The sequence below is a fragment of the Novosphingobium sp. BL-A-28-Hi1-0D genome (assembly GCF_055521755.1).
The window spans coordinates 557,774-582,447 of record NZ_CM145502.1; the positions used below are offsets into that span (position 1 = coordinate 557,774).

General features: G+C 63.1%; 26 protein-coding genes. 10 read left to right on the forward strand and 16 right to left on the reverse strand.

Translation table 11 applies throughout. The features are described 5' to 3' along the window. Window positions 1–41 precede the first annotated feature (41 nt). From ACZ1JW_RS02820 to ACZ1JW_RS02835, 4 genes are all read right to left on the reverse strand, one after another. On the reverse strand, window positions 42–2,189 hold the full coding sequence (locus tag ACZ1JW_RS02820; protein ID WP_465141874.1) for a TonB-dependent siderophore receptor: 2,148 nt from the start codon (window positions 2,187–2,189) through the stop codon (window positions 42–44). Between the two features lie 306 nt (window positions 2,190–2,495). Continuing rightward, window positions 2,496–3,707, reverse strand: coding sequence for an acetyltransferase domain-containing protein (locus ACZ1JW_RS02825; protein ID WP_465141875.1), 1,212 nt, complete (start codon window positions 3,705–3,707; stop codon window positions 2,496–2,498). A 24-nt stretch (window positions 3,708–3,731) separates the two neighbouring features. Continuing rightward, entirely contained in the window at window positions 3,732–4,106 is a 375-nt protein-coding gene (locus ACZ1JW_RS02830) for a hypothetical protein (protein ID WP_465141876.1), read from the reverse strand. Between the two features lie 24 nt (window positions 4,107–4,130). Continuing rightward, window positions 4,131–4,883: a DUF4198 domain-containing protein gene (locus ACZ1JW_RS02835; RefSeq protein ID WP_465141877.1), complete on the reverse strand. Its 753-nt coding sequence runs from the start codon at window positions 4,881–4,883 to the stop codon at window positions 4,131–4,133. 209 nt (window positions 4,884–5,092) lie between these two features. Between ACZ1JW_RS02835 and ACZ1JW_RS02840 the strand changes: the two genes are divergently transcribed. Beyond that, a complete protein-coding gene (locus tag ACZ1JW_RS02840; RefSeq protein WP_465141878.1) occupies window positions 5,093–5,554 on the forward strand; it encodes a DUF2721 domain-containing protein in 462 nt (153 codons plus the stop codon). A gap of 6 nt (window positions 5,555–5,560) precedes the next feature. Here ACZ1JW_RS02840 and ACZ1JW_RS02845 read toward each other — a convergent pair whose 3' ends face one another. From ACZ1JW_RS02845 to ACZ1JW_RS02855, 3 genes are read right to left on the reverse strand one after another with little or no spacing between them, the layout of a single operon-like run. Next, the gene (locus ACZ1JW_RS02845) at window positions 5,561–5,854 is read right to left on the reverse strand and encodes a polyhydroxyalkanoic acid system family protein (protein WP_465141879.1); all 294 of its coding nucleotides are present in this window, start codon (window positions 5,852–5,854) and stop codon (window positions 5,561–5,563) included. 1 nt (window position 5,855) lies between these two features. Then, the gene (locus ACZ1JW_RS02850; RefSeq protein ID WP_465124966.1) at window positions 5,856–6,611 is read right to left on the reverse strand and encodes a hypothetical protein; all 756 of its coding nucleotides are present in this window, start codon (window positions 6,609–6,611) and stop codon (window positions 5,856–5,858) included. A 7-nt stretch (window positions 6,612–6,618) separates the two neighbouring features. Further along, a complete protein-coding gene (locus tag ACZ1JW_RS02855; protein ID WP_465124965.1) occupies window positions 6,619–7,830 on the reverse strand; it encodes a toxic anion resistance protein in 1,212 nt (403 codons plus the stop codon). A gap of 154 nt (window positions 7,831–7,984) precedes the next feature. Here ACZ1JW_RS02855 and ACZ1JW_RS02860 point away from each other — a divergent pair, with 154 nt between their 5' ends. Then, on the forward strand, window positions 7,985–8,704 hold the full coding sequence (locus tag ACZ1JW_RS02860; RefSeq protein ID WP_465142820.1) for an SDR family NAD(P)-dependent oxidoreductase: 720 nt from the start codon (window positions 7,985–7,987) through the stop codon (window positions 8,702–8,704). A gap of 6 nt (window positions 8,705–8,710) precedes the next feature. Here ACZ1JW_RS02860 and ACZ1JW_RS02865 read toward each other — a convergent pair whose 3' ends face one another. Then, the gene (locus tag ACZ1JW_RS02865) at window positions 8,711–9,169 is read right to left on the reverse strand and encodes a VOC family protein (protein ID WP_465141880.1); all 459 of its coding nucleotides are present in this window, start codon (window positions 9,167–9,169) and stop codon (window positions 8,711–8,713) included. Window positions 9,170–9,389: 220 nt separating this feature from the next. Here ACZ1JW_RS02865 and ACZ1JW_RS02870 point away from each other — a divergent pair, with 220 nt between their 5' ends. The 3 genes from ACZ1JW_RS02870 to ACZ1JW_RS02880 are packed head-to-tail and all read left to right on the forward strand — an operon-like array spanning window position 9,390 to window position 11,928. Then, on the forward strand, window positions 9,390–10,616 hold the full coding sequence (locus tag ACZ1JW_RS02870; RefSeq protein WP_465141881.1) for an aromatic ring-hydroxylating oxygenase subunit alpha: 1,227 nt from the start codon (window positions 9,390–9,392) through the stop codon (window positions 10,614–10,616). A gap of 2 nt (window positions 10,617–10,618) precedes the next feature. Next, entirely contained in the window at window positions 10,619–11,419 is an 801-nt protein-coding gene (locus tag ACZ1JW_RS02875; protein WP_465141882.1) for an SDR family oxidoreductase, read from the forward strand. Then, window positions 11,416–11,928, forward strand: a complete 513-nt coding sequence (locus ACZ1JW_RS02880) for a MaoC/PaaZ C-terminal domain-containing protein (protein ID WP_465141883.1) — start codon at window positions 11,416–11,418, stop codon at window positions 11,926–11,928. The genes ACZ1JW_RS02875 and ACZ1JW_RS02880 overlap by 4 nt, the downstream gene beginning before the upstream one ends. On the opposite strand, the gene ACZ1JW_RS02885 is transcribed toward ACZ1JW_RS02880, so the two are convergent. From ACZ1JW_RS02885 to ACZ1JW_RS02915, 7 genes are read right to left on the reverse strand one after another with little or no spacing between them, the layout of a single operon-like run. Beyond that, on the reverse strand, window positions 11,874–12,503 hold the full coding sequence (locus tag ACZ1JW_RS02885; RefSeq protein WP_465141884.1) for an FMN-dependent NADH-azoreductase: 630 nt from the start codon (window positions 12,501–12,503) through the stop codon (window positions 11,874–11,876). The genes ACZ1JW_RS02880 and ACZ1JW_RS02885 overlap by 55 nt on opposite strands. Before the next feature lie 13 nt (window positions 12,504–12,516). Next, complete coding sequence (locus tag ACZ1JW_RS02890; RefSeq protein ID WP_465141885.1) at window positions 12,517–13,677, reverse strand: acyl-CoA dehydrogenase family protein; 1,161 nt, start codon at window positions 13,675–13,677, stop codon at window positions 12,517–12,519. A 13-nt stretch (window positions 13,678–13,690) separates the two neighbouring features. Then, window positions 13,691–15,085, reverse strand: coding sequence for a 2-oxo acid dehydrogenase subunit E2 (locus ACZ1JW_RS02895; protein ID WP_465141886.1), 1,395 nt, complete (start codon window positions 15,083–15,085; stop codon window positions 13,691–13,693). 14 nt (window positions 15,086–15,099) lie between these two features. Further along, window positions 15,100–16,110, reverse strand: coding sequence for an alpha-ketoacid dehydrogenase subunit beta (locus ACZ1JW_RS02900; protein ID WP_465124956.1), 1,011 nt, complete (start codon window positions 16,108–16,110; stop codon window positions 15,100–15,102). Between the two features lie 12 nt (window positions 16,111–16,122). After that, the gene (locus tag ACZ1JW_RS02905) at window positions 16,123–17,097 is read right to left on the reverse strand and encodes a thiamine pyrophosphate-dependent dehydrogenase E1 component subunit alpha (RefSeq protein WP_465142821.1); all 975 of its coding nucleotides are present in this window, start codon (window positions 17,095–17,097) and stop codon (window positions 16,123–16,125) included. Between the two features lie 14 nt (window positions 17,098–17,111). Next, window positions 17,112–18,461: an aromatic ring-hydroxylating oxygenase subunit alpha gene (locus tag ACZ1JW_RS02910; protein ID WP_465141887.1), complete on the reverse strand. Its 1,350-nt coding sequence runs from the start codon at window positions 18,459–18,461 to the stop codon at window positions 17,112–17,114. After that, window positions 18,461–19,222 carry an SDR family NAD(P)-dependent oxidoreductase gene (locus tag ACZ1JW_RS02915; RefSeq protein ID WP_465124954.1) on the reverse strand — a complete coding sequence of 254 codons (762 nt, stop codon included), beginning with the start codon at window positions 19,220–19,222 and terminating at the stop codon, window positions 18,461–18,463. The genes ACZ1JW_RS02910 and ACZ1JW_RS02915 overlap by 1 nt, the downstream gene beginning before the upstream one ends. A 187-nt stretch (window positions 19,223–19,409) precedes the next feature. Here ACZ1JW_RS02915 and ACZ1JW_RS02920 point away from each other — a divergent pair, with 187 nt between their 5' ends. From ACZ1JW_RS02920 to ACZ1JW_RS02940, 5 genes are read left to right on the forward strand one after another with little or no spacing between them, the layout of a single operon-like run. Continuing rightward, on the forward strand, window positions 19,410–19,568 hold the full coding sequence (locus tag ACZ1JW_RS02920) for a hypothetical protein (protein ID WP_465141888.1): 159 nt from the start codon (window positions 19,410–19,412) through the stop codon (window positions 19,566–19,568). Next, window positions 19,537–20,214: a TetR/AcrR family transcriptional regulator gene (locus ACZ1JW_RS02925; RefSeq protein ID WP_465124953.1), complete on the forward strand. Its 678-nt coding sequence runs from the start codon at window positions 19,537–19,539 to the stop codon at window positions 20,212–20,214. The genes ACZ1JW_RS02920 and ACZ1JW_RS02925 overlap by 32 nt, the downstream gene beginning before the upstream one ends. Beyond that, entirely contained in the window at window positions 20,211–21,425 is a 1,215-nt protein-coding gene (locus ACZ1JW_RS02930; protein ID WP_465124952.1) for a CaiB/BaiF CoA transferase family protein, read from the forward strand. The genes ACZ1JW_RS02925 and ACZ1JW_RS02930 overlap by 4 nt, the downstream gene beginning before the upstream one ends. After that, window positions 21,422–21,784, forward strand: coding sequence for a Zn-ribbon domain-containing OB-fold protein (locus ACZ1JW_RS02935; protein ID WP_465124951.1), 363 nt, complete (start codon window positions 21,422–21,424; stop codon window positions 21,782–21,784). The genes ACZ1JW_RS02930 and ACZ1JW_RS02935 overlap by 4 nt, the downstream gene beginning before the upstream one ends. Next, complete coding sequence (locus ACZ1JW_RS02940; RefSeq protein WP_465124950.1) at window positions 21,784–22,935, forward strand: thiolase; 1,152 nt, start codon at window positions 21,784–21,786, stop codon at window positions 22,933–22,935. The genes ACZ1JW_RS02935 and ACZ1JW_RS02940 overlap by 1 nt, the downstream gene beginning before the upstream one ends. 21 nt (window positions 22,936–22,956) lie before the next feature. On the opposite strand, the gene ACZ1JW_RS02945 is transcribed toward ACZ1JW_RS02940, so the two are convergent. Continuing rightward, window positions 22,957–24,594 carry a class I adenylate-forming enzyme family protein gene (locus tag ACZ1JW_RS02945; RefSeq protein WP_465124949.1) on the reverse strand — a complete coding sequence of 546 codons (1,638 nt, stop codon included), beginning with the start codon at window positions 24,592–24,594 and terminating at the stop codon, window positions 22,957–22,959. Window positions 24,595–24,674: the final 80 nt, after the last annotated feature.

Sequence of the window (24,674 nt, forward strand, 5' to 3'; positions counted from 1 at the left end):
TTGCCGGAGCGGTGACCCCGGCAACCTGTCTTGTCTTCACATCAGAACGAGTATGCCGCCTTGACCGTGAACGCACGCGGTGCACCGGGGGCTACCCACAATTGCGAATAGGAGCTTGCGTAATAGGTCTTGTCGAACAGGTTGGAAACATCCGCGGTCAGCCGCAGGTTGTCCATCGGCTCGAAGCTCGCCATCACGCGGGTGATCACGTAGCCCGGCAGCTCGAACGTCGTCGCCGTTTCGCCAAGGCGCTTGCCGACATAGTTCAAGCCACCGCCAAAGCTCGCGCGGCGTCCGGCGATCATGAAGCCCTTGCTGACCAGCAGGTTGGCTGCGTGCTTCGGAATGTTGATCAAACGATCCCCCGGCTGCAGCGCAAGGCCGAAGTTGAAGTCCAGCGAAGCCTTGCTCCAGTAGGCGTCCGTGTAGGCATAAGTCGCCAGCACGGTGATATCGCCGGGCAGATTGGCCGAGATATCCGCCTCGATACCCCTGGACTTCGCCTCGCCACCAGCGATCGAGAAGCCGGCGTTTACCGGGTCCGAGGTCAGGATGTTATTCTTCTTCATCGCGAATGCGGCGATCGAAGCGCTGATGGCATCGCCGGGTGCCGCAAAACGAAGGCCTGCCTCGACGGACTTCGACAGTTCGGGGGCAAACGGTTTGCCACCGGCGTCCAAGCCACTGTTCGGACGGAAGCCTTCACCATAACCGCCATAGATCGAGACAGTGTCGGTCAGCTTGTATAGCACGCCCGCAGTCGGGTTGAACCGCTTCTTGGTCGCGTCAGTAACGCCATTGTTGTTGCGGTTCAGGATGTACTGATTGAAGTGATCGAACCGTCCGCCAAAGCGGATCTTGAACTTGTCGGTTACGTCAACCTGATCCTGGAAGTAGATGCCCCAGCCCTTCTGGACTTCATCCGAGTTGATGTTGGTCTGCGTAGGTGTGCGCAGATTGCCATAGACCGGGTTGAAAACGTTGATCGCGTTGTTGGCAGCCGTGATCGGCGAACCGGCGGTGTAGCTCGGCGGGCGATAGCGGATCTGCAGCAGATCGATGTGGAAGCGGTCATAGTCCGCACCGACAAGAATGTGGTGCGTGAGCGGACCGGTGTAGAGCTTGCCCGAGATTTCGCCGCGCACCGTGGTGTTGGTCGTGTTGAAATCGCGGAAGCGGCGCTGGCGCGACAGGTTCTGACCGTCGTTGTCGATGATCTGGCGGCTGAGCGCCAGTTCGGGATCCTGCGAGAAGCCCTTGAAGCTGGTGTCGCGGTAGCCGAAACCTGCCAGGAAGAACCAGTCCTTCGAGATCTTCTGCTGCAGTTGCACCTGGTGGCCAAGCACCTTGACGTTGGTGCGCCCGTCGCCCGGCTCGCCGAGGAAGCGCGAGATCGGCACCGCGCCGAGCTTGCCGTTGATCGCGACGATGCCGCGATCGAACGTCACCTTGTTGTCGACGAACTCCATCTCGTACGAAAGGCTTGTGCTGTCGGTCGGCTTGTAGAGGATCGAGGGCGAGGCCACGAACTTGGTGTGGTTCACGACATCGCGGAAGCTGTCGCCGTCTTCGGCGGCGCCGTTGACGCGAATGGCCAGCTTGTCGTTGATGGCGACGTTGATGTCAGCTTCGCCACGATAAGTGTTCCAGCTGCCGCCCGATGCGGCAAAGGACCCGAAGGTATCGTCAGTACGTGCCTTCTTGGTGGTGATGTTGACCGTGCCGCCAGGTTCGCCACGCCCGAACACCGCACCATTCGGGCCCTTCAGGATTTCGATCTTTTCGATGTTCGAAGCATCACGCGGCCCGCCGTAGCCGCGGCCACCGTTAAAGCCGTTGACCAGGAAGCCCGACGGGAAGTTCTCGTCGCCCGCAAAGCCGCGAACGGCAAAGGCATCCCAAAGGCCGCCGAAGTTGTTCTGCTTGGCAATGCCGCTGGCAAGTTCCAGCGCGCCTTCCAGCCGCGTGATATTGAGGTCCTGCAGGGTCTTGGCGTCAAGCACCTGAACCGACTGCGGGATCGCCGAAAGCGGCACGTCACCCCGATACTGCTGGCGCTGGCCGACGACGACCATTTCCTCGGCCGGAGCCGCTTCCTCTTCGGCAGCGGCGGCGGATTGCGCCCAAGCTGCCATCGGCATCGTTCCCATGGCCACGCCGGCAATCAGCGCGCCCTTTACAGCGGACATAGTCTTCATCGCAACTTCACCCCTCATCTGTGATGTGCATTCACGATCCCCGCCACGCCATGTAACATTGTATCATGACACTCAAGGGAATTCGATTGTCTGAGCCGTCCTGCGTCTTGTTCTGTTATGTCCCGAGGCTATGCCCCCTCATGCGAATGTTGCGTCGAAGGAAGCGGTTTCAGCGGATTATAATTGTGAAAACGGCGTGACAGGGGCGTTTTGTGCCGTCCCGGATTTGACGCATTGCGCCACGAAAAGGCCGGAGCTTTCGCCCCGGCCTTCCTTGTTCACGGCGTTCCTGTGCCGTTACAGATACTTGAGCCACCAGATGTCCTTGCGGCGCTGCTTGAACCCTGCAAACCAGCGCGTCGGCAGATAAAGCGGCACAATCAGTGCGAAGACCCAGATCCACACGGTCGAAAGGTTGTCGACACCAAACACTGTGCCCTTGACCGGCCCGTAGAGCGCCAGCGCGACATGATAGATCGCTTTCAAGGTATAGAGGTGAAGGATGTAGAAGAACATCGGCGCGCCACCCAGATAGGCCAGATGTGGCAGGATCGCACTATCCTGATACTTCTCGAACAGCGCGAGCAGCAGCACACCCATCCCCACCGTCGGCAGCAGAAAGAGCAACGAAGGCGGGTATTTGGTCAGCGCAAGGAAACTCATCACCGTACGCAGCTGGCTCTCGGCCACGAACCACGGCTTGTCGCCATAGACGTTGGCATAACGGATCACCACGAAGGCAACGATCATCCCGATGCCGAGCCTGATAAGCCGCTTCAAACGCAGGGCAGGATCGCTGCCCTTGCCGAACCAGGGCCCACAGGCGTAGCCGAGCAGAATCACGCCAATCCACGGCAGGACCGGATAGGTCGTCTTGGCCGTAAGCCCCATGCCGAGGTCGATCACGGTGCGCTGGTGCAATACTGACCAGATCGCATAGCCGCTGTCTTGCGGCGTCAGCACGATCCCGTCGAGCAGGTTGTGCAGGCCCACGATCGCAAGGCCCAGCGCGAACTGGCCCTTGCGCGGCAGGTAGATCAATGCAGAAAGCGCGACCATCGAAATCCCGATCGCCCAGATCACCTGCAGCCAGAAGCGTGCCGGCGGAAACTCGAAAGTCTGCGTCGGCCAGGCAAGGCAGATCACGGTCAGCTCGAGGAAAATCAGGAACAGCCCGCGCTTGAGCAGGAATTCGCTAACCTCCTTCTTGGTGTGCGACTGGCCGTAGAGCCAGGCCGAAAGCCCCGTCAGGGCAACGAACGTCGGTGCACAGAATGTCGAGAGCAGGCGCGTGAAGAACAGGCCTGGATCGGTGGTGTTGGCATCGACCGGATCGGTCACCTGCAAGTGCAGGAAGAACGTCTCGCGCACATGGTCGACCAGCATGAACAGCATGACCAGCCCACGCAGGGCATCGATAGCCAGCAATCGGGTGCGGGCCACAGCCGGGTTGGCCGGTGCGGCAACCGCTGGTGCGAAAGACTGGCTCTCGGCGGTGATCGTGGTCATGCTCTCCCCCTTCCCGTTTCCGGCTTACTTCACGTCGAACGTGGCGAAGGCCTTGGCACCGTCGGCCTTGCCCGTAAGCGCCACGACCACCTTTGCCCCGCCTGGCACGGCAAGACCCGGTGCACGCAGCAGATTGCCATCGCCGGGGACGAGCACAACCGCCTGCTTGGCATTGCCCGCCGTCACGGTGAGCCTGCCATCAAGGCCTGCTGCTGCAACCGGTTCTTCTTCCTCGACGACATACACATCAACGCCGCTGGCCGAGCGCACGAGCTCGATCACCATCTCGCCAGAGACCTGCGTGATCCCACCATGGCGAGGCTTGGTGGACCCATGTGCCAACGCCGTCGTGGATACTGCAGCAAGCGCAAAGACCAGCGCGATAGAAATGGTCTTCATGATATCAAACTCCCTGAAATCAGCTCACTCAGGCTTGTGCGGCAGCACGAACGACAGCGAGGAGCGATACTCCATGCTTGCATACTTCGCCGGGTTGTCGCTCGGCCCGACATAGATCGCCATCAACACGTTGAGACCCTGATTGCGGACCTTGACCGTCGCGAAACCCTGGGCATCGGTCTTCACCGGCATCTGGTCGGGATCATTGACGTAGTCTTCCATCACCTCGACCCCGGCCTTGGGCTTGCCGTCGTAGAACGCGCGCACCTTGATCGCCTCGCCCATGTTCTGGGGGATGGCGGTGCTGGCCGGTACGAGTTGTAGCCTCAGCGTATCGATAAGCGGAACCGGCTTGGTCGGAAGCTGAGTCAGGTGAAGGGCATACTTGAAATTGTGCTCGCTGACCGTCGCCCCCGGCACTTCATCGCGCGCCTTGTTGTGCCACTCGCCTGCAGCGTCCTTGCTCCAGATGCCGTAGTCCATTTCCGCCGCCACGATGGCCACCGGCTCGTCGCTGTCGACGACGGGGATCGCACCTGCGGCGCGCAGGGACGTGTTCACGGGCATGCCGTCCGCGTCGAAGCCCTTGACCGACTTGACCAACGGCAGGCGCTTGACCGCATCGAGATCGTCGGCACCCACGCCATAGACCAGCGCCAGTTGCCGTGCCCGCTGCGCAAACCAGATCGCGTGCGCCTGCGCGGATGTCGAGGTAATCGCCGCAGCGAGCGTTGCTGCCGCCAAGCCTGCTGAAATGTAACGGGAAATCCTGCGCATCGGGGCGACCTCCGGACTGTCTGGCCGGAGCGTCCCGGCATGACCAGCTTATGACTCGCGAGCGGCGTATCCTATCGAAGATGCCGGCGCGCCAGCACGATTCTGTCGCGCAGGTGGCGGCGCGAAGCATAATCCGGGCGCAGACGTATCCTGCTTGCCGCGCACCGGCACCTCGTGGCAAACGACCCCGTGCCCCAGCGAGAAACACCATGACTGCCGCCCACACCGGCGTGATCGCCCAGACCATCCAGCTAGCGCTGGCCCCTGTCTTTGTGCTCGTCGCCATCGGCAACATCATGAACATCCTCACGACGCGCCTTGGTCGCATCGTCGATCGTTCACGCACCCTGCAGGCCCAGCATGCCACCACCACCGGGCGCGAACATGATGTCGTGGTGATCGAGATCCGCTACGTCGACCGGCGCATCCACCTGATTGGCCGCGCGCTGTTGCTGCTGGTGATCTCTGGCCTCGCCATCGGCGTCACGGTCGGCTCGCTGTTCATAGGCGAGATGACCAATCTGGAGACCGGCGCGTTCACCGGCCTCACCTTCTCGGTGGCAATCGCGCTATTGATGACGGCGCTGGTTTACCTGCTCATGGAAACGCGCATAGCCGCAAACTCACTGCGCCTGCCACAGGAGCTGCTGGAGCTTGAGCGGGATATCTGATCCACCTCAAGTCAGCAGCTTCTCGCTCTTTTCTCGGATCATGCCCTCGATCATGCGCTTGGCAAAGCCGAGGCTGGCGGGGATGTCGACTTCGACTACCAGTTCCTTCTCGGCCAGCTCCACCCCGCAGTCGAGCGTATAGCCCATCGCGCTGACGGTCATGACCATGTGGTCGTCGTCGCTGAAGCTGGTCGTCACCTTTGCCATGCCCTCGGCCTTGGCAGCAGCCTGCGCTGCCTTTTCGCGCAGACGCCTGCGCGCTTCGTCGTGATCGAGCGAGTGAGGAATGGCGATGCGCATCTCAAGGACCCTTCGGAGCTTCAAGCTGGGGCGCAGCCTCTAGACCCTCGCCGTAGCGATAGTCCAGATACCGTCCGCGCACGGCCAGGGCATCGAGGTCGCCAGCAGCCAACTGACGCGCAATCTCGTCAATTTCCTTGCTGATCTTGCCCAGACCATCGGCCAGTTGCTGATCCGCATTGCGCCCGCCCCGCTCCTCGCGTCGCAGGTTTTGCGGGATTTTGCGATAGCTTTCGACCATGCCGGGCAAATGCTCGCCCACCAGTTTGCGCACTTCGGCAACGGCAGGCTCTGCCGGATCGATACCCTCAAGCTGCAGCCCAAGCCCGTCAAGCTGCACGCCGATCTGGTCCACCAGCTGCACCGCAGGCGCAGGCAGCGCGGGCCGCTGCGCCTCTAGCCACAGCTCGGTCCGCCCGACCATCGTGCGCACATCGCCGGTGTTCAGCGCCGAAAGCTCCGGCACCTTCATCTTCGGAAATGTGGCGAAGAACCACAGCGCCGCCACGATGGCGAGGCCAAGCACCATCACGCCGGTAATTCCGATACCGTTGAGAATAATCCCCGCCACCATCGCGCCAACGATCAGCACGCCGACCGACATCGCCATGCGCGCGGCTTTCTTGCCGAAATGCTGGCGCTTCAGTTCCGCAGACCGCTTGCCAATGCTCCGTCGCCCGCCCGCCTGCTGGCGGACAAGCGAAGAGCGCGCCTGTTCCAGAATACGATCGCTTTCGTGTGCAGGGGAATTGGCCATTCGCCGCTCAGCCCTCCAGCGTCAGCAGTGGCGAGGTCTCGGGCCCCGCGAGCTTCGCCTGAGCCGCGCCTTCCGCCCGCGCGATATAGCCCTTCGACTTCTCGACCTCGCCCGAAAGCGTCGTCACCGTCTGCTTCATCGCGTCCAGAGCCTTGAGCTTGAAGGTGTCGATCGTGTCCATCGTATCGTAGATGTTCTGGAAGGCGCGCTGCAGCGTCTCCAGCGGAATCGTGCTCGACGCCGCCATTTCGTGGATCTTGCCGGTCTGCTCGCGCAGCAGCTTGCCGGTGGAATCGATCATGTTGGCGGTCGTGGTGTTGAGCGCCGTGATCTGCTGCAGCACCAGCCGCTGGTTGGTCATCGCCTGCGCAACCGTCACTGCCGTGCGCAACGCCGCCACCGTCGTCGTGCTGGCGCGGTCCACGCCCTTGACCAGCTCGACGTTGTTCTTCTTGACCAGATCGAGCGCGAGATAGCCCTGCACCGTCACCGCCATCTGCGTCAGCAGGTCCTGCGTGCGCTGGCGGGTGTAGAACAGCGCGCTCTCGCGGATCGCCTTGGCCTTGGCCGGATCGGTATGATCGAGATCGGCGGCGGCCTCCTCGAGCTTGGCGTCGAGCGTGTTTGAGATGTGGATCATCTGCTCGAGGTTGCCCATCGCTTCCCACAGCTTCTGCCGCTCAACGTCGATCGCTGCGTTGTCCATCAACAGCTCGTCCTTGCCCGAGGCAAGGCGTTCGAGGATCGCCCTGATGTGCCCCTGCGCCGAGGTGTAGCCGTCGAAGTACTTCTTCAGGCTGTTGCCGAAGGGGATGATGCCAAGGAATTTGCGGCCCGACGACAGGTTGCCCTGACGGCCCGGATCGAGATCCTCGATCGTGCGGCGCAGCGCGGCCAGATCGGCACCAACGCCGCTATCCTTGTCCATCGCGCGGATCGGCCGGTCGAGGAACCGGTTCGACATCCCCGCAGCCTGCGCAATCTCCTTGCGCCCCATGTTGGTCAGCTGGTCAACCTTCTTGCCGAACTCTGGGCTCTGCGCATCGACCGACACGAGGTCGGCAACGAAAGCATCGACCTTTGCTTCCAGCTTGGAGCGATTCTCGTCCGAAACCGGCACCAGCCCTGCCGCCTGTGCGGGCGCGACCACCGGCACCGGATCGGGCGGGGTCAGGGTAATCGGGCTCATCGTGGCGGTTTCAGTCTGGGTCGAAGCCATCGTTATTGGACTTTCGGTAATGGACGCGTTCAACAGGGTGTGCTGGCAACATGGTATCTCGCGCGATCACGCGCAAGCTGTCTTATACCCGCAACACAGCGCAGCGCCTTGGGCCATATCGACGGAGCGCTCCCACAGGTCCATCAACGGCATGATGACATGCATGAAACGCTGCGCCGTGTTTGGCGCAAGTGGCGGGATCGGCGCTGCCCTGACCACCCTTCTTGCCGAGCGCGTCGACGTCGGCGAAGTCCACGCTCTGGCGCGGTTGCCTGTGCCCGCAAACGGCAAGATCATTCCGCACCAGTTTGATCTGCTCGATGAAACCTCCATCGCAACCGCATGCACAGACATTGGCGGAATGCTCGATCTCGTGATCATCGCGACGGGACGTCTGGTAAGACAGGACGGCACGGGTCCGGAGAAATCATGGCGCGCGCTCGATGCAGCAGGCATGTCAGAAATGTTCGCGATCAACGCGATCGGCCCTGCATCGATTGCCCGCCATGTCCTTCCGCTGCTGCCAAGAGACCGCCGCGCCGTGCTTGCCGCCATTTCCGCGCGCGTAGGATCGATCTCGGACAATCGCCTCGGCGGCTGGCACTCCTACCGGGCCTCCAAGGCCGCGCTGAACATGCTGTTCCGCAACCTCGCGATAGAACTGTCGCGCACCCATCCTCAGGTCGTCGCGGTAACGCTCCATCCCGGCACCGTCGATACGCCACTGTCCCGCCCGTTCCAGCGCGGCGTCCCCACCGAAAAGCTGTTCACGCCCGAGCGCTCCGCCAGACACCTGCTTGACGTCATCGAGGGCCTGACGCCCGAACGGTCCGGCAATCTCATAGCGTGGGACGGCAACGACATCCCGTTCTGAAAACGATCAGCTGTCCCACCACTCCTGCATCATCGGCATGAGCGAACGCGCAACCAGTTCGATCACCGGGCCGCCATCGCGCACCAGATAAGTCATCGCCCCATGGCGGTGACGCGGTGACGCTCCTGCCACGAGCACCCGCCAGCCCTGCGTACAGAGTTGCTCCACGCCATCGCCCACATCGTCCACCCAGACACCGATGTGCGAACGGTCGATGGCGCGCAGCAAATCATAGGGCGTTCCGGCCTCCGCTTCGACCAGTTCCAGACGCACTGAACCGTGTCTGGCATAAGCCACGCGAAGCCGCGCCTCGCCCCGGCCATGTTCAGGCGTCCAGACGGGCAGGGGATCAAACGCCCGCACGGGCGTCCATTCGATCCCGGTCGCAGCGGTCATCTGTGCCATCGACACATTGATATCGTCGACGATCAATCCGTGGTGAAATATGCCTGACAGGATATCCATGGCTCTCTCCCGATTCCTCCTGACAATGCCCTGCTCCCAGCCGACGCACAAGGCCGGGAATTGCCCGTTCCGCGACTCTACATCCTCGCCCGGATATCTATTCAAGCATATGATTATTATGATATTTTTGTAGAGCTTGCATATACCATCTGTGTCATTTACAAGCATACATGTCTGTTTTTTGTTGTGCAGAGCGATAAGCTGCAGCGGAGTGGGAAGAATGCTTGATCTGGCCGCCAGCCGTGGACACGCCAATGACCTTGCCCGCATGGACTGGGAGCGTGATCGCAAGGATCCACCCGAAGGCTTCCCGGCGCTGCCGACCGTACCAGCCGCGCGCTATGTCGATCCGGATTTCCTCGAGCTTGAGCGTACCGGCATGTGGAACAAGGCCTGGCTCTATGCCGGACATGTCGATCAACTGCCCGAACCCGGATCATGGTTCCTGACCCGGAACACTGGCACGCCCATCGTCGTCTGCCGCACCATGTCGGGCGAGATCAAGGCGTTCTACAACACCTGCAAGCATCGCGGCGCGCCGCTGGTAAAGGAAGACGCCGGCACATCGCGCGGCTTTGTTTGCGGCTATCACGGCTGGAGCTACACGCTCGACGGCAAGCTGACCGCCGTGCGCGACAAGCGCGACTTTCCCGAATTCGACATGGCCTGCCATTCGCTTAGTGCGGTGCGCTGCGAACTGCTCGGCTCGCTGATCTTCCTCAATTGCGATCCCGATGCCCAGCCGCTGATCGAGCATATCGGCCCGATGGCGGCACAGCTTGAGGAACTGCAGCTAGAAACGCTGCGCCTCGTCGACAGCCGCAGCTACGAGGTCGATTGCAACGTCAAGGTCCTGCTCGACGCGTTTCTCGAAGTCTATCACCTCAAGTCGATCCACGAGAACACGGTGGACCGCTTCCTCGACCACCGCGCGATGATCGTTACGCTCTGGCCCAACGGTCACAGCCGCATGGTGACGCCCAACCGCCGTCCGGACTGGGTCGATCCGGGCACCAAGGGCATGCCTGAAATCCCGACGGTTTCCGAGTTCACCGCCACCAACAACATCAGCTATCACATCTACCCGAACTTCGTGATGCCGCCTGCCCCCACCGGCATTCCACTGCTGCAATTCTGGCCCTTGGGCACGCGCCGCACCCGCGTTGTCTCCAGCTGGGTCGCGCCCGATCACGACCCTGCCAACCCCCACCCCTTGTGGGAAACTCGGATCAAGAACTGGGAGCGCATTCTCTACGAAGACCTCCAGTTCGCTCCGCAGATCCAGGAATCGGTCGAAGGCCCCGGCTTCACCGGCATGTCGCTCAACTATCAGGAGCGCCGCATCTACCACTGGCACGAAGAGCTCGACCGCCGCATCGGCATCGACCGCGTGCCGGAGGCGGCACGGGTCAAACCGGTTCTCGCGCCCTTCGTCGAGCACGACTGACGGTGCCTGCGCTCGACGACAAGGTTGCGGTGGTGCTTGGCGCTGCCAACCGAGACAACATGGGCCAGATCATCGCGCGCAAGCTGGCGTCCGAGGGCGCGAAAGTGGTCGTAGCCGGACGCGCGCCCGAAGCGCTTGAAGAGCTGGCAGTGGAGATCGGCGGACTCGCTGTCAGCCGTTGCGACATCACCAGCGAAGACGACCTCGCCCGCCTCGCCGATCAGGCGGTCGAGCATTTCGGCGGTCTGGACATTGCCGTCAACGCCACCGGCTGGGGCCTGCTCAAGCCGTTCCTTGATACCACGCGCGAAGAAATCGAACGCATGGTGGCGTTGCAGATGACTGGCTCGATGCTGTTCTATCAGTCCGTATTGCGGGTCATGCGCGATGGCGGTTCGCTGATCCAGATTTCGTCGGCCACGGCCTCGATCATGCTGGAGGACCATGCCGCCTACATGGGCACCAAAGCCGGGACCGATCACGTGATCCGCTGCATTGCCAACGAGTTCGGCCACCGCGGTATCAGGGCCAACTCGGTCGCGCCGGGCTTCACAGTCACCCCGATGACCGGCAAGGCCAGCACCACCCCCGGCCTGATAGAAGCCTTCGCGCGCGAGTATCCGCTCGGCCGGGTCGGCACGAGCGAGGACATCGCCGAAGCAGTCGCATGGCTTGCCAGCGACTCCTGTTTCATGACCGGCCAGGTCTTGCAGGTGAACGGTGGCCTTACCTTGCGGCGCAATCCCACCAACGCCGAAATCGCGGCCTCTGTGCGCGCTGCGCGCAAGGCAGCTTCGGCATGAGCGGGAACGATCTCTCGCCCCTCGGCACCCCATGGCGCTGTTTCGAAGATCTGTTCGTCGGCGAGAAGCGCATGTCCTATTCGCATACCGTGACCGAAGACGAGATCGTCACTTTCGCCCGCGCCTATGACCCCCAGTGGTTCCACACCGATCCCGAAGCCGCGCGCGCATCGGTGTTCGGACAGGTCGTCGCCAGCGGCATCCACGTGCTCGCGATGTGGCGACAGCTCGATCACACCATCAACAGCGACATCGACTTCGTCTGCGGCGTCGGTTGGGAACACCTGCGCCTGAAACGCGCCGTCCGCGCAGGCGACACGATCCACGTCACCAGCGAAATCCTGTCCCTTGAACCCTCACGCAGCGGCAAAGAGCGCGGCACGGCTGTGACCCGCTACGCCGTTCTGCTGGAAGACGGCACCGAGTGCGTGACGTTTGAAAGCATCAACCTCGTCTATACCCGAGAGGGCCGCGTTAGGGCCTCGGCCAAGGCATCAGCGTCCGCATAACCGCGCTGCATCGCCGCCTCGACCTGCTCGGGGGAACCATAGGTCGGACGCACCTGCACTTCGTGAATGTCGGTAACGCCGATGAAGCCCAGCCAAGACCTCATGAACGCTGTCTGGAAATCGAACTCGGCGCCGGGCTGGCCCGGTCGGATATCAAGCGCGCCAGAGCAGACCAGAATTGCCTTGCGGCCTGCAGCCAGACCCACCACGCCTTCCGGCCCGACCGCAAAGGCAAGGCCCGGCTGGGTCAGCACGTCGATGTACTGCTTGAGCCGCCAAGGCACGCCAAAGTTCCACATCGGCACGCTGAACACGTAAGTATCGAACGACAGGAAGTGTTCGACCGTGCGGCCGATGCCATCCCACGCCTCCGCCACTTCGGCGCGCACTTCGCGCCCCTCGATCAGGTCGTAGCGCCCTTCGATCGTCGTCCCGTCGAACCGAGGCAGGCTCGCGCTGGCAAGATCGAGCGCCTCGATCTCGTCAGGCGCAAGCTTTTCGATGAGGTGTCGCGCCACCATGTCCGAGCGCGAACGAGCTCCGCGCGGACTGCCCATGATGTGCAAGAGCTTCATCGAAAGCCTCCCTTCAGCGCCGTTGGTCGAACCGACGGCCGAGCATGGCTCCGGCGATGTTGGTCTTCTGGATATCGATGGCCCCGCCCGCAATTCCCCAACCCCAGCTGTCACGCAAGCGGCGCTCCATCGGGAAGTCCTTGGAATAGCCGTAGGCACCCATCAGTTGCATGGCGTCCCCGGTCACCTCGCGGGCGATGGTGTTCGCAAAGCACTTGCCCGTGGAGCTGTGCAGGACCGAGGGCAGCCCATCCTGGGCCAGCGATGCTGCGCGCCAGATCAGCAGGCGCGCGGCCTCCACCTTCATGTGCATCTCGGCAAGCTTGAGCTGCACCGCCTGGAATTCGACGATCGGCTTGCCAAACTGCTTGCGCTCCTGAACATAGGCACAGACGTCCTCGAGCGCGCCCGAGGCTTGGCCCAATGCCATCGTCGCATTGCCGCAGCGTTCGAGGTCGAAGGCTTCCATCAACTGCTTGAAGCCACCTGCCGGCACGATCACGTTGTCCGCCGGGATCTCGCAGTCGTCAAAGTTCAGATCGGACGAAGGCACGCCACGAAAGCCCATCAGCTGTTCGTTGGGACCAAAGGTCAAGCCCGGTGCGTCCTTCTCGACCAGAACGGCTCCGATGCCCTTGGCACCTGGCGCATCTGACAGGCGGCAATAGACCACATAGGCATCAGCATGCCCACCGCCTGAGCACCAGCGCTTAGTGCCATTGAGCACGATCCGGTCGCCGCGCAGTTCGCCCCGCGTCTTGAGATCGGTGAGCGCGCTGCCAGCATCGGGCTCCGACATCGACACAGCCACAACCATCTCGCCCGCGCAGACCTGAGGCACCACGCGGCGCTTGAGTTCATCCGAACCGAAATGCTCAATCGCACGCACCGGGCCGACCGAGGATTCGAAGATCGGGAACGCGACCGCCGAGGAAATCTTGGCAAACTCCTCCAGCACGACCAGCGCTTCGACATTGCCGAGCCCGAGCCCGCCAAGGACGGACGAGACGTTGATCCCGAGGAATCCCATTTCCGCATAACGCCGGATCAGTGCATGGCTGGGCGGCTTGTTGTCGCGCTCGCATTCTGCGGCAATGGCGGGAAGCTCGGCGCGGGCGAATGCGCGCGCGGCTTCCTGCAGCTGGCGCTGCTCTTCGGTCAGGGCAAAGTTCATCGGTCTTCTCCGGTCAGGCGAGCAGGCCGGGCTGCTCGATCAGCCGCGCAAGCGCCGCCATGAAGTGGCCCGCATCCGCGCCGTCAATGGCACGGTGATCGCAGCTCAATGAAAGGTTGAGCACGGGCACGATGCGGATTGCCCCATCATCGTCGATCGGCTCGGGCCGTGCAGTACCGACCGCGAGGATCGCGCCCTGCGGCGGATTAATGATCGCGTCGAACTGTTCCACCCCGAAGCTGCCAAGGTTGGACAGCGAGAAGCTGCCGCCGCTGATCTCTTCCGGTCGGAGCTTTCCAGTGCGGGCCTTTTGCGCAAGCGCCTTCATCGCCCCCGCAATCTGGCCCAGCGAAAGCTCGTCGGCGCCGAACACGATGGGCGTCACAAGGCCCCGGTCGGTCGCTACGGCCACCGAGATATCGGCCTGCCCGAAGCTGTGAATGTCGGTGCCGTGGACCTGAATGTTCACCGCAGGCACTTCCAGCAGCGCCAGCGCACAGGCGCGGATCAGGTAGTCGTTGACGCTGGGTTTCTCGCCGCTGCTCGCCGCACGATGGGCGAGCAAACGATCCGCGCGGACGCGTCGGCGGACATAGAAGTGCGGAATTTCCTGCTTGGACTGGGTCAGCCTGCGCGCGATGGTCCGGCGCATCGAGGACATCGGCACGATCTCGGGCGCGGCGCTCACCAGCGGAGGCGCCACTGCGGAAGCTGGCGGTGGGGGCGGCGCTTCGACAACTGGCGGTGCAATGTTGGCAATCGCCGCAAGCACATCAGCCTTGCGCACCCGCCCGCGTGGGCCGGTTCCGGCCACTTTCGCCAGATCAAGCTCGTGCAGCACTGCCAGACGCCGCGCCACGGGCGTTGCCATGACCGGGCCTTCGGGCAGGAACGGCAGCACGCCGACCAGTTCCGGCTCCGCAGTGCCTCGCGCAGCCACATGCACGTCCTGCGCAGAAATCCGTCCGTTGCGGCCCGAGCCTTTGACCGACGCGAGATCGACGCCAAGCGCCTTGGCCTGTTCGAGCGCCGCAGGACTGATCGCCAGATCTTGCGGCACCTCGATCTCCTCGGCCGCCGCGCTTCCTGCATCCGGATCGAAGCTCGTGTCCGAAGGCCGGAAGCTGGCGATCAAGGCGTCGATTTCCTGCGCACTGGCCTCGCCGCCATCAGACAATACGGCCAGCAATGCGCCCACGGGGTAGGTCGCGCCAGCCTTGGCCAGTATTCGCACGAAGCGACCATCCGCCTCGGCCTCGACCTCGTTTGTGATCTTGTCGGTCTCGATCAGGGTCAGCACGGTGCCGCGCGCGAAGGGCGCGTTTTCCGCAACCATCCACTCCGCGATCGTACCTTCGGCCATCTCGATGCCCCACTTGGGCATGGTGAACGCCTTGAGCTTGGCCATGTCCCGGCTCCTGCTCAGCGAAACGCGAGGGTGCGACGAACCGCGCCCTCGATCGTCTGCGGGGACGGAAGCCATGCCCGCTCGAGCACCCGCGAAAACGGGATCGGTGCATGGGGGCCGGTGATCATCTCTGGCGGCGCCTTGAGGCTGGTGAAGGCGCGGGTCGCAACCAGAGCGGATATGTCGGCGGCAAGACTGCAACGCGGCGGGCTCTCGTCGACCACCACGAGGCGTCCGGTCTGTTCCACCGAATCGAGGATCGCGTCCTCGTCCATCGGGCTGGTCGTGCGCAGGTCGATCAGGTCGACACCAATGCCGTCTGCTGCCAGCTTGTCAGCAGCCTTCTCGGCAAATCCGACCATGCGCCCGCAAGCGACGACAGTAACATCGCCACCTTCGCGCACCATGCGCGCCTGTCCGAATGGAATGCGATATTCGCCGTCGGGCACTTCGCCCTTCACGCCGTAGAGCGCCTTGTGCTCGAAGAACATCACCGGGTCATCGCCGCGCAGGGCTTCAGTCAAAAGCCCTTTGGCATCGGCGGGCGTGGTGGGCAGCACGACCTTGAGCCCGGGCATCGCGGTCAGCAGTGCATAGACCGATTGGCTGTGCTGCGCCGCCGTCTGCATGCCTGCGCCATAGACCATGCGCACCACTGCGGGGCACTTGGTTTTGCCGCCGAACATGTAGCGAAACTTGGCCATCTGGTTCCAGAGCTGGTCAAGGCTGACGCCCACGAAGTCAGCAAACATCAGTTCGGCCACCGGCCGCTTGCCTGCAAGCGCGGCACCTGCTGCTGCACCGACAATGGCGCTTTCGGAAATCGGCGTGTCGATCACCCGGTTCGGGCCAAACTTCTCCCACAGGCCGGTCGTCGTGCCCCAGATGCCGCCGATGGCCTCAGGCCCACCCGCAGTTCCATTGCCGCCGACGATATCCTCGCCCAGCAGCATGATGTCGCCATCCCGCTCCATTTCGTCGTGGAGGGTGCGCAGGATAGCCTCGCGAATGTTCATCACAGCCATGATCGCAAACCCTCAGTAGTATTCGGCGTAGACGTCGTCAGCGACGGTCGACGGGTCGGGATCGGCGGCAGCGCGGGCATCGGCCACGGCCTCGTCGATCAGGATGCGCACTTCCTCGTCGATCTCGTCGAGCTGCGCAGCGGTCAGCAGGCCCGCTTCGGTCACCACTTTGCGGAAAGCCTTGAGGCAATCGCGCTCGTCCCGGATGCGGTCGAGTTCGCCGGGGCCGCGATAGCGCTGCGGATCGCCCTCGAAGTGGCCGTAGAACCGCTCGGTATCCAGCTCGATGGCTGCCGGGCCATGTCCCGCCCGCACGTATTCCAGCAGGTCCCGGAATTGCTCGTAGGTATCGAAGAAGTCGCAGCCGTTGGCGCGCCAGACCTTCATCCCGAACGCCTCGGCACGGCTGGCGATGTCCCTCGACGTGCCGACGGCGTACTCGAAGCCGGTGTGTTCGGAATAGTGATTGTTCTCGAACACGAAGATTGCCGGGGCCTTGGTCACAACAGCAAGGTTCATGGCCTCAAAGGTCGTGCCCTGGTTGCAAGCGCCATCGCCCGAAAAGGCAATGCCGACGCGGCCCTTGCCATCGACCTTGGCCGCCAGAGCCGCCCCTACCGCCTGCGGCGCACCGCCGCCGACGATGCCGTTGGCGCCCAGCATGCCGACGTCCAGATCGGCAATGTGCATCGAGCCGCCACGACCCTTGCAAAGTCCATCGGCGCGGCCATAGATTTCGAGCATCATGCCCTTCACGTCGCAGCCCTTGGCGATACAGTGGCCATGGCCGCGATGGGTGGAAACGATCATGTCCTCAACCGTCAGCTGATCGCAGATTCCCACTGCGACCGCTTCCTGCCCGGCATAGAGATGGGTGAACCCGGCAATCTCGCCCGTCTTGATCTCGTCATGCAGACGTTCCTCGAACGCGCGGATCGTGCTCATGCGCCGATAGGCGCCCAGCAGCTGGTCATGGGCCAGTTGCAACATGCCTGTTCCTCTCAGATGTCGCCCGGGCCCTTGCCGCCGGGGCCATAGATGTAGTCGTCCAGCACCTTGTGGAAGTGCCGGATGCGCAGTTCCTGCTCGCCGATCCACAGACCGGGAAAGCTGTCGCTCTTCATGCCGAGCTGGACCGTCGGCAGGTTGTAGGCATCCTGATCGAGTACCTGTCCGATGCTGCGGTCACCATGCTTGAAGCGCCGGTGCTTCACGCGCTCGGGCCACTCCTCGCCTTCGGGCACCAGCTCGAACACCCAGACGTCGTAGAGCATCTTGTTGGGGTCGGTCGCGTGCGGGCGCTGGCGGAACATCAGGATGTCATCGGCGTGGACGTTGAGCGCGACGTTGGGGAAGATCATGTAGTGATAGTCGTCGGTCAACTGGTCATCGTTCAGCGCAGAATAGTCCTTGCCCTGCGCCGGCCCATGCTTGCGTTTGAACAGCTGTACGTCGCGCCGGATGTCGCTGACGCGGCCTTCGTATTCTGCCGGATCCATGCCGGCATTGCGCATGATCTCGTCGATCGCGGGCGGAATCTGGCTCGGCATGGCCACGCGTGGCGAGATCGTGGCGAAGGGAATGAGGTAGCGGTTGTGGCGTTCGTAGCAGTCGATCTGCACGTTCACGTCATCAAGATACCACAACAGCTGGGGGTGGATGCCCTGCACGTGGTAGGTCTCGTTGAAGGCATCGACCGACGCCTTCCAGTTGCAATCCCACTCCACCGTCACATCGCGCTTCCACGCCATGCGCTCGGGGTGATAAGGCTCGAGATGCTCCTTGAGGGGCGAAATGAAGTCATCGAACGGCTCGACCTCGGGGTTCAGCGAGAACCACACGAACGCGTTCCATTCCACGCAAGGCAGACTCGGCAGGGTCATGCCCGGAGGCCCGCCCTGCTGGAACGTGCACAGGTCTGGCAGGCGTTCGATCTTGCCATCCAGCCCGTAGGTCCAGTGGTGGTACATGCAGCGGAACTGCTCGGCGTTGCCGATGCCTTCCGGCCGCAACCGGTTGCCGCGATGCAGGCAGACATTCGGGAAGCAGCGGATCGAGCCGTCGTGCTGGCGCACGATCAGCACGGACTCCTTGCCGATGTCGGTACAGATGTAGTCGCCCGGATTGGGGATGTCGTCAGCCCGGCCGCCCAGCAGCCAGACCTTGGTCCACACCCGCTCCCATTCGAGCTTCATGAACGCTTCGGAATAGTAGCGCTCGGCCGGGATGATGTCAGTGCCAAGATCGGGATCGGGCGCCTTCTCAACCGGCGTGCGCCCGGTGCAATCCGCCGGATCGACGCGGATCACGTCGACGACGCGCTTCACATCCATCCGTGCGGTGTCCCACATCAGAAGTGCGTCCGGTTGGTGAAGGCACCGTCGACGACGAGGTGGGAGCCGCTGCACCAGCTCGCCGCATCGCTTGCGAGGAAGACGATGGCCTTGGCGATCTCTTCCGGACGCCCAAGCCGACCCATCGGCTGCTGGCGGAGCTGCGACTGGTAGAACTTCTCCATCGTGCCCTTGATCATGTCCCAGTTGCCGCCTTCGAACTCGACCGGGCCGGGCGAAACCACGTTGACGCGGATGCCGTCCTTGCCGTGGGCCAACGCGAGCTGCTTGCCGTAAGTGATGAGGGAGGCCTTCATCGCGTTGTAGGCCTGTGGGCCGCCCATCGCCTCGAGAGCGGACGTGGTGGCGATCAACACGATCGAGCCAGAACCCTTGGCGGTCATGTGCGGGATGACCGCCTCGACTGCGCGGACCGGACCCATGACGTCGGTCTCGAAGGCGTTGGACCAATACTTCTCGCTACCAATGCCGCCCCCTGCAGAGCTGAGCGGAACGAGAATGTCGACGCCATCAAGCGCTTTGATGGCCCATTCCATCCAGCCCTTGTACTCGTCGGCCTTCTTCACATTGACCGGCTTGCCGACCACGTTGGTGCCATAGCGCGAGAGTGAGGCCACCGCGTCCTTGACCGAATCTTCGCCACGCGCGCTCAGGGCAATGTCGCAGCCCTCGCGGGCCAGCACTTCGGCCACGGCATAGCCGATGCCGCGTGCGCCGCCGACAACGATGGCCTTCTTTCCCTGCAGCCCGAGATCCATGACCTGCCCTTTCCAGTCTGGCGAATTACCACGGAAGATCGGACAGTCCGGCGCGGACGGAACCATGCCCCGACGCCGATATCAACACCCCTGCCGCCATCTCCGGCGCGCAATCAGGCGTCATCCTTTCTCCCTTGCCGTCACAATATGACTTGGCTTGGAGAGTGCAAGAAAAAAACATGCTTGCATGCTTTTTTCACGTGCCGCATGGTGCGACATGAACAACGCCGCGATGGCCCGCAACTGGCCACGCGAAAGGGGAGAGGCCGCCATTGGCGGGCAGGTAGATCATGGCGCCTATGGCAAGGCGGGCCGTGCCCGCACATGTCCCGACAATTGCCTCTGAAGCGGACGGGCAGCCAGCTCTGCCCGAGCCGGGCCGTCAGGTCCGCAAGAGCGCAGCGACCCGCGCCCGGTTGATCGAGGCGACGATCTCGTGCCTAGTCAAGCACGGCTACGCCCGCACGGTCACGCCCCTTGTCGCTGCCGAGGCCGGCCTCTCGCGCGGGGCCATGCTGCACCACTTCGCCAATGGCGATGCGCTGATCCGCGCGACCATAGTGGAACTGCACGAGCGCCGCCTCAATGCCTTCCGCCGCGCCTCGCAGGCCCACATGGGCGACGTGCGCGCGATGGTGCGCGGGTATTGGCAACAGTTGCAAAAGCCGGGCTTCATCGCCTTTCAGGAACTGGCCATGGCCGCGCGCACGGACCCCGGCCTTGCCGCCATTCTTCTCCCCCTGCAGGACGAGTTCGCGCAGAAGTTTCAGGCGCTGGCCGGGCAACTCTATCCTGAATGGACAGGTGAGCCGGGTCGCTTTGACCTTGCCATGGCGCTGTCGCAGACGCTTATGGAAGGCATGCGGATAGCCAGCCTAACAGGAGCAATGGGCGACCGCCTGATCGAGCCATTGCTCGATTTCCTCGAATCCAGCGTCAGGGCCCTGCGCCCCGGCGAGCATGCGGACATGACCATGGATAGGCCAAGATGAGCGAGAGAACAGGCGGAAAAGGCAAGGGACCGCTTGCCGGCGTCCGGGTGCTTGACCTGACGAGCGTGCTCATGGGCCCCTATGCCACGCAGATATTCGCCGATCTCGGCGCGGACGTGATCAAGATCGAAGGCCCGGCCGGAGACACCACGCGTGCCATCCCGCCCGGCCCGGATGCCACGCGCGGCGCGATGTTCCTGAACGTCAATCGCGGCAAGCGCAGCCTTGCGCTCGACCTCAAGCAATCGGCAGCCCGTGACGCCGTGCTGCGCCTTGCCGTTTCAGCAGATGTTTTCATCCACTCGATGCGCGCGCAGGCAATCGCGCGCCTCGGCCTCGATTACGAAGCGCTGAAAGCGGCCAACCCGAAGATCATTTACGCCAATCTCTATGGCTATGGCCGCAATGGCCCCTACCGCGATTACCCGGCCTATGACGACATCGTGCAGGCCGCCTCAGGCATTGTCGATCTGCAGGCGCGCCTCTCCGGCGGTGTGCCGACATATGCCGCCAATGTGATCGCCGACAAAGTCAGCGGGCTGACCGGAGCCTATGCGGTGATCGCCGCGCTCTTCGCCCGCGAACGCACCGGTCTCGGACAAGAGATAGAAGTCCCGATGTTCGAGACGATGGTCTCCTTCGCTGCGGTCGAGCATTTGTGCGGATCGCTGTTCGAGCCACCGCTCGGCCCTCCCGAATACCCCCGGGCCACCTCGCCCTCGCGCCGCCCCTATCGCACCGCTGATGGCTACGTCGGCGTGATGATCTACAACGACAAGCAGTGGCAGGCCTTCTTCCGCGAACTCGGCAATCCCGAATGGTCGCAGCATCCGATGTTCGCATCGATGCGCAGCCGCACCGAGAACATTTCTACCGTGCTGGCACAGGTAGCGCGCGAACTGGAAACGCGGACCACCGAGGAATGGATGGCGCTGTTCCGCCATGCCGAAATTCCGGCAACGCCCATCGCCTCGTTGCAGGACCTGCTCCACGATCCGCACCTGACCCAGACTGGCTTCTGGGAAGAGCGCGATACCGACGCCGGAACCCTGCGCTTTCCCGGAATTCCCACCGCATTCTCCGAAACGCCAGGCGCCATCGGCGATCCTGGCCCTGCTCTTGGAGCTGACAGCATGGCCGTTCTCGCGCAAGCCGGGTTCACGCCCGATGAAATCGATGCCCTTCTCGCAACTGGCGCGGTGATCGCATGAGCGGCGCGGCGCAAGCGTGGGACGAGGCCCTCGCCGAAGGTCACCTGATGCTCCAACGCCCGGTCGGCGGCGGGAGCCCGGTATTCCCGCCGCGCGAATTGGCACCCGGCACTGGCGGTCCGCTCGAATGGTTCGAAGCCTCAGGGCGCGGCACGGTGTACAGCGTGACTTGGGTCCGCAAGAAGCCGCCAGAACCTTCCTACAACGTCGTGCTGGTCGATCTTGAAGAAGGCGCAAGGATGATGGGCCGTGTCGAAGGCGTGACCGAAGACACCTTGCGCATCGGTATGCCCGTTCGCGCCCGCATTGCCGAAGGGACGCTCGTCGTTTTCGACATCGACGAAGGAGGCCAAGACTGATGGGCGACCGTTTCCCCCGCGCTCGCACTGCCGTCGCCGGAGCCGCCACATTCGGCGTCGGAGAGGCACCGGGCTATTCGACCATGGAGATCGCCGCCAACGCCGTCAGGCTCGCGCTTGATGATGCGGGCATCGCGCTCTCCGAAGTCGACGGCCTGTTCATCGCCCTGCCCGATGACCTGTTCGGCGGCCTGTCGCTGGCGCAATACCTCGGCCTCCACCCGCGCTTCACTGACAACAATCGCGCGGGCGGCGCCTCGTTCATGAGCCATCTCGTCACCGCCGTCATGATGCTCGATGCGGGCTACCTCGATTGCGCGGTGATTGCTTATGGCGCGAACCAGCGCTCCTCGGGCGGCAAGCTCTCCACGCCTGCCAAGCCTGACCGCTGGGACGCGCCCTACGCACCGATGTATCCGCTTTCGTTCTATGCCCTGGCCGCCGCGCGCCACTTGCACCAGTACGGCACCACGCGCGAGCATCTCGCCGAAGTCGCCGTCGCTGCGCGCCTGTGGGCCAATACCAACCCCGAAGCTTTCGCCAAGGGTCCGCTCACAATCGAGGACTGCCTCGCCGCGCGCCTGATCAGCACACCAATCTCCGCTCGCGATTGCTGCCTTGTCACCGATGGCGGCGCGGCGCTGGTCCTCACCCGCATGGATCGTGCGCGCGATGGCCGCCGCCCTCCCGTGCCGATCCTCGGCGCAGCGGCAGCGACATGGTACAACTCGATTACTCAGGCCGAGGACGTGACCGTCACCGCCGCCGCTGAATCCGGCCCCCGCGCAATGGCAATGGCCGGGGTCAAGCCGTCGGATATCGACGTCGTCCAACTCTACGACGCGTTCACCATCAACACGATCCTGTTCCTCGAAGACCTTGGCTTCTGCGCCAAGGGCGAAGGCGGCGCATTCGTTTCAGGCGGAAGGATCGCGCCGGGGGGATCGCTGGCGGTCAATACCAACGGCGGTGGTCTCTCCTGCTGCCACCCCGGCATGTACGGCATGTTCGCCATGGTAGAGGCCGTGCGCCAGATGCGCGGGGAAGCGGCCAACCAGATCGCTGACGCCAAGATCGCGCTCGCGCATGGAAATGGCGGGACGCTCTCGGCACAGGCAACGGTGATCTTCGGCAGCCCCGACACCGTCTGAGACAGTGTCGGAAGCCCGAGATCAAACCGCCTGAAGCTCCGCAATCAGGCTGTCGCGCAGTCGAAACTTCTGGATCTTGGACGTCGACATCGGCCACTCGGTCACCACGCGCACGTGACGCGGGATCTTGAAGCTGGCGAGCTTGCCCTTGCAGTGCGCGATCAGTTCCGCCTCACTTGCCTGCGCGCCATCCGCCAGTTCGACGAAGGCTGCGGGCACCTCGACATAGCGTTCGTCGGGCAGGCCGACGACTTGCGCCAACTTCACCGCCGGGTGGCTCTGCAGCATCGCCTCGATCTCTGCCGCCGCCACGTTCTCGCCACCAACCTTGAGCATGTCCTTGGTCCGGCCATGGAACATGACGTTGCCATTCTCGTCGATCGAACCGATGTCCCCGGTGTAGAACCAGCCATCGCGCAGCGCTTCGGCGGTCTTCTCGGGTGCGTTGTAATAGCCCTTGAGCATGTTCGGCCCGCGCAACACGATCTCGCCCCGCTCACCGGTGCCGCAGGCCGCACCGGTTTCGGGATCGACGATGCGCATTTCCCACTCATCAAGCGGATAGCCGCAACGCTCCGTCCTCGTCTCGTAGCTGTCTGACAGGCAGCTCGTGGACACAGTTCCGGCAGCCTCGGTCAGACCATAGGTGCCCACCTGGATCGTGTGCGGCATGGCGGCTTTCACCGCTTCCTTGATCCACGCCGGCTGCACCGCAAAGTTCGAGTTCATCACCCGCAGCCGCGAAAGATCGGTCTCACGGAAAGAGGGGTGATTGATGAGGTCCTGCATGATCGTCACGAAACTCGGATAGGCGATGGTCGCGCCTTCGCGGCCAAGCATCTCCAGTGCCACACCCGGCTCGAAGTGCGGGACGGTCATGTAGGTGCCGCCAAGATCGAGAATCATGATCATCGGCAGGATACCGGCGATGTGGAAGATCGGCAGCGGGGACCAGACTTTGTCCGCGCCAGTGCACTCGTACCGGCGCCCGAGATTGCGGCTGTTGCCCACCTGGCCCCGGTGCGAGATCAGCGCACCCTTGGGGCTCGATGTCGTCCCCGAAGTATAGAGAATCATCGCCGTATCTTGCGGGTCCACCGCATCGATGCGCGCTTCGACTTCAGCAACATCGACCCTCTCTCCCAGCGCCAGCGCTGCGGAAAGCGGCATCATTGCAGGCGAGCAGTGTTCATCGAGCGCAATGATCGTGCGAAGCAGTGGCGCCTCGGGAAGCTTCAGCCCGGCTTTTGCAGACTGGCCTGCGAGCGAGGGCAAAGCCGCCTCGACCCGTTCGCAGAAGTCGAGCGAATCGGTCAGCCGTCCGGCCGTCACCAGCAGCACGAGATCGGCATCCTCGGTCAGGTAGGCCAGCTCGTGCGCCTGATAGCGGGCGTTGATCGGAACTGCCACGGCTCCGGCCATTGCTATTCCGCAGAACGCCTCGATGAATCCGGTGCATGTTGGCATCAGCAGCCCGACATGCTCGCCCTTCTTCACGCCCAGCGCAATGAGCGCAGAAGCCCAGCGCCGTGCAGCGGCGTCCAGGTCGCTGTAAGTCAATCGCCGGTCGGGAAAGACGATCGCCTCGGCAGGCCCGAACGCCCGCGCGGACTGCCTGATCATCGCACCGATGGTGTAGATTGATTGCCGGTCTTCCATTCATCCCCCTGCCCGCAGGCAGCTTCGGCGTCCTTGGCCATCGCAGGCGCCTTTCGTTGTCGCAGCCAGAATAACCGGCA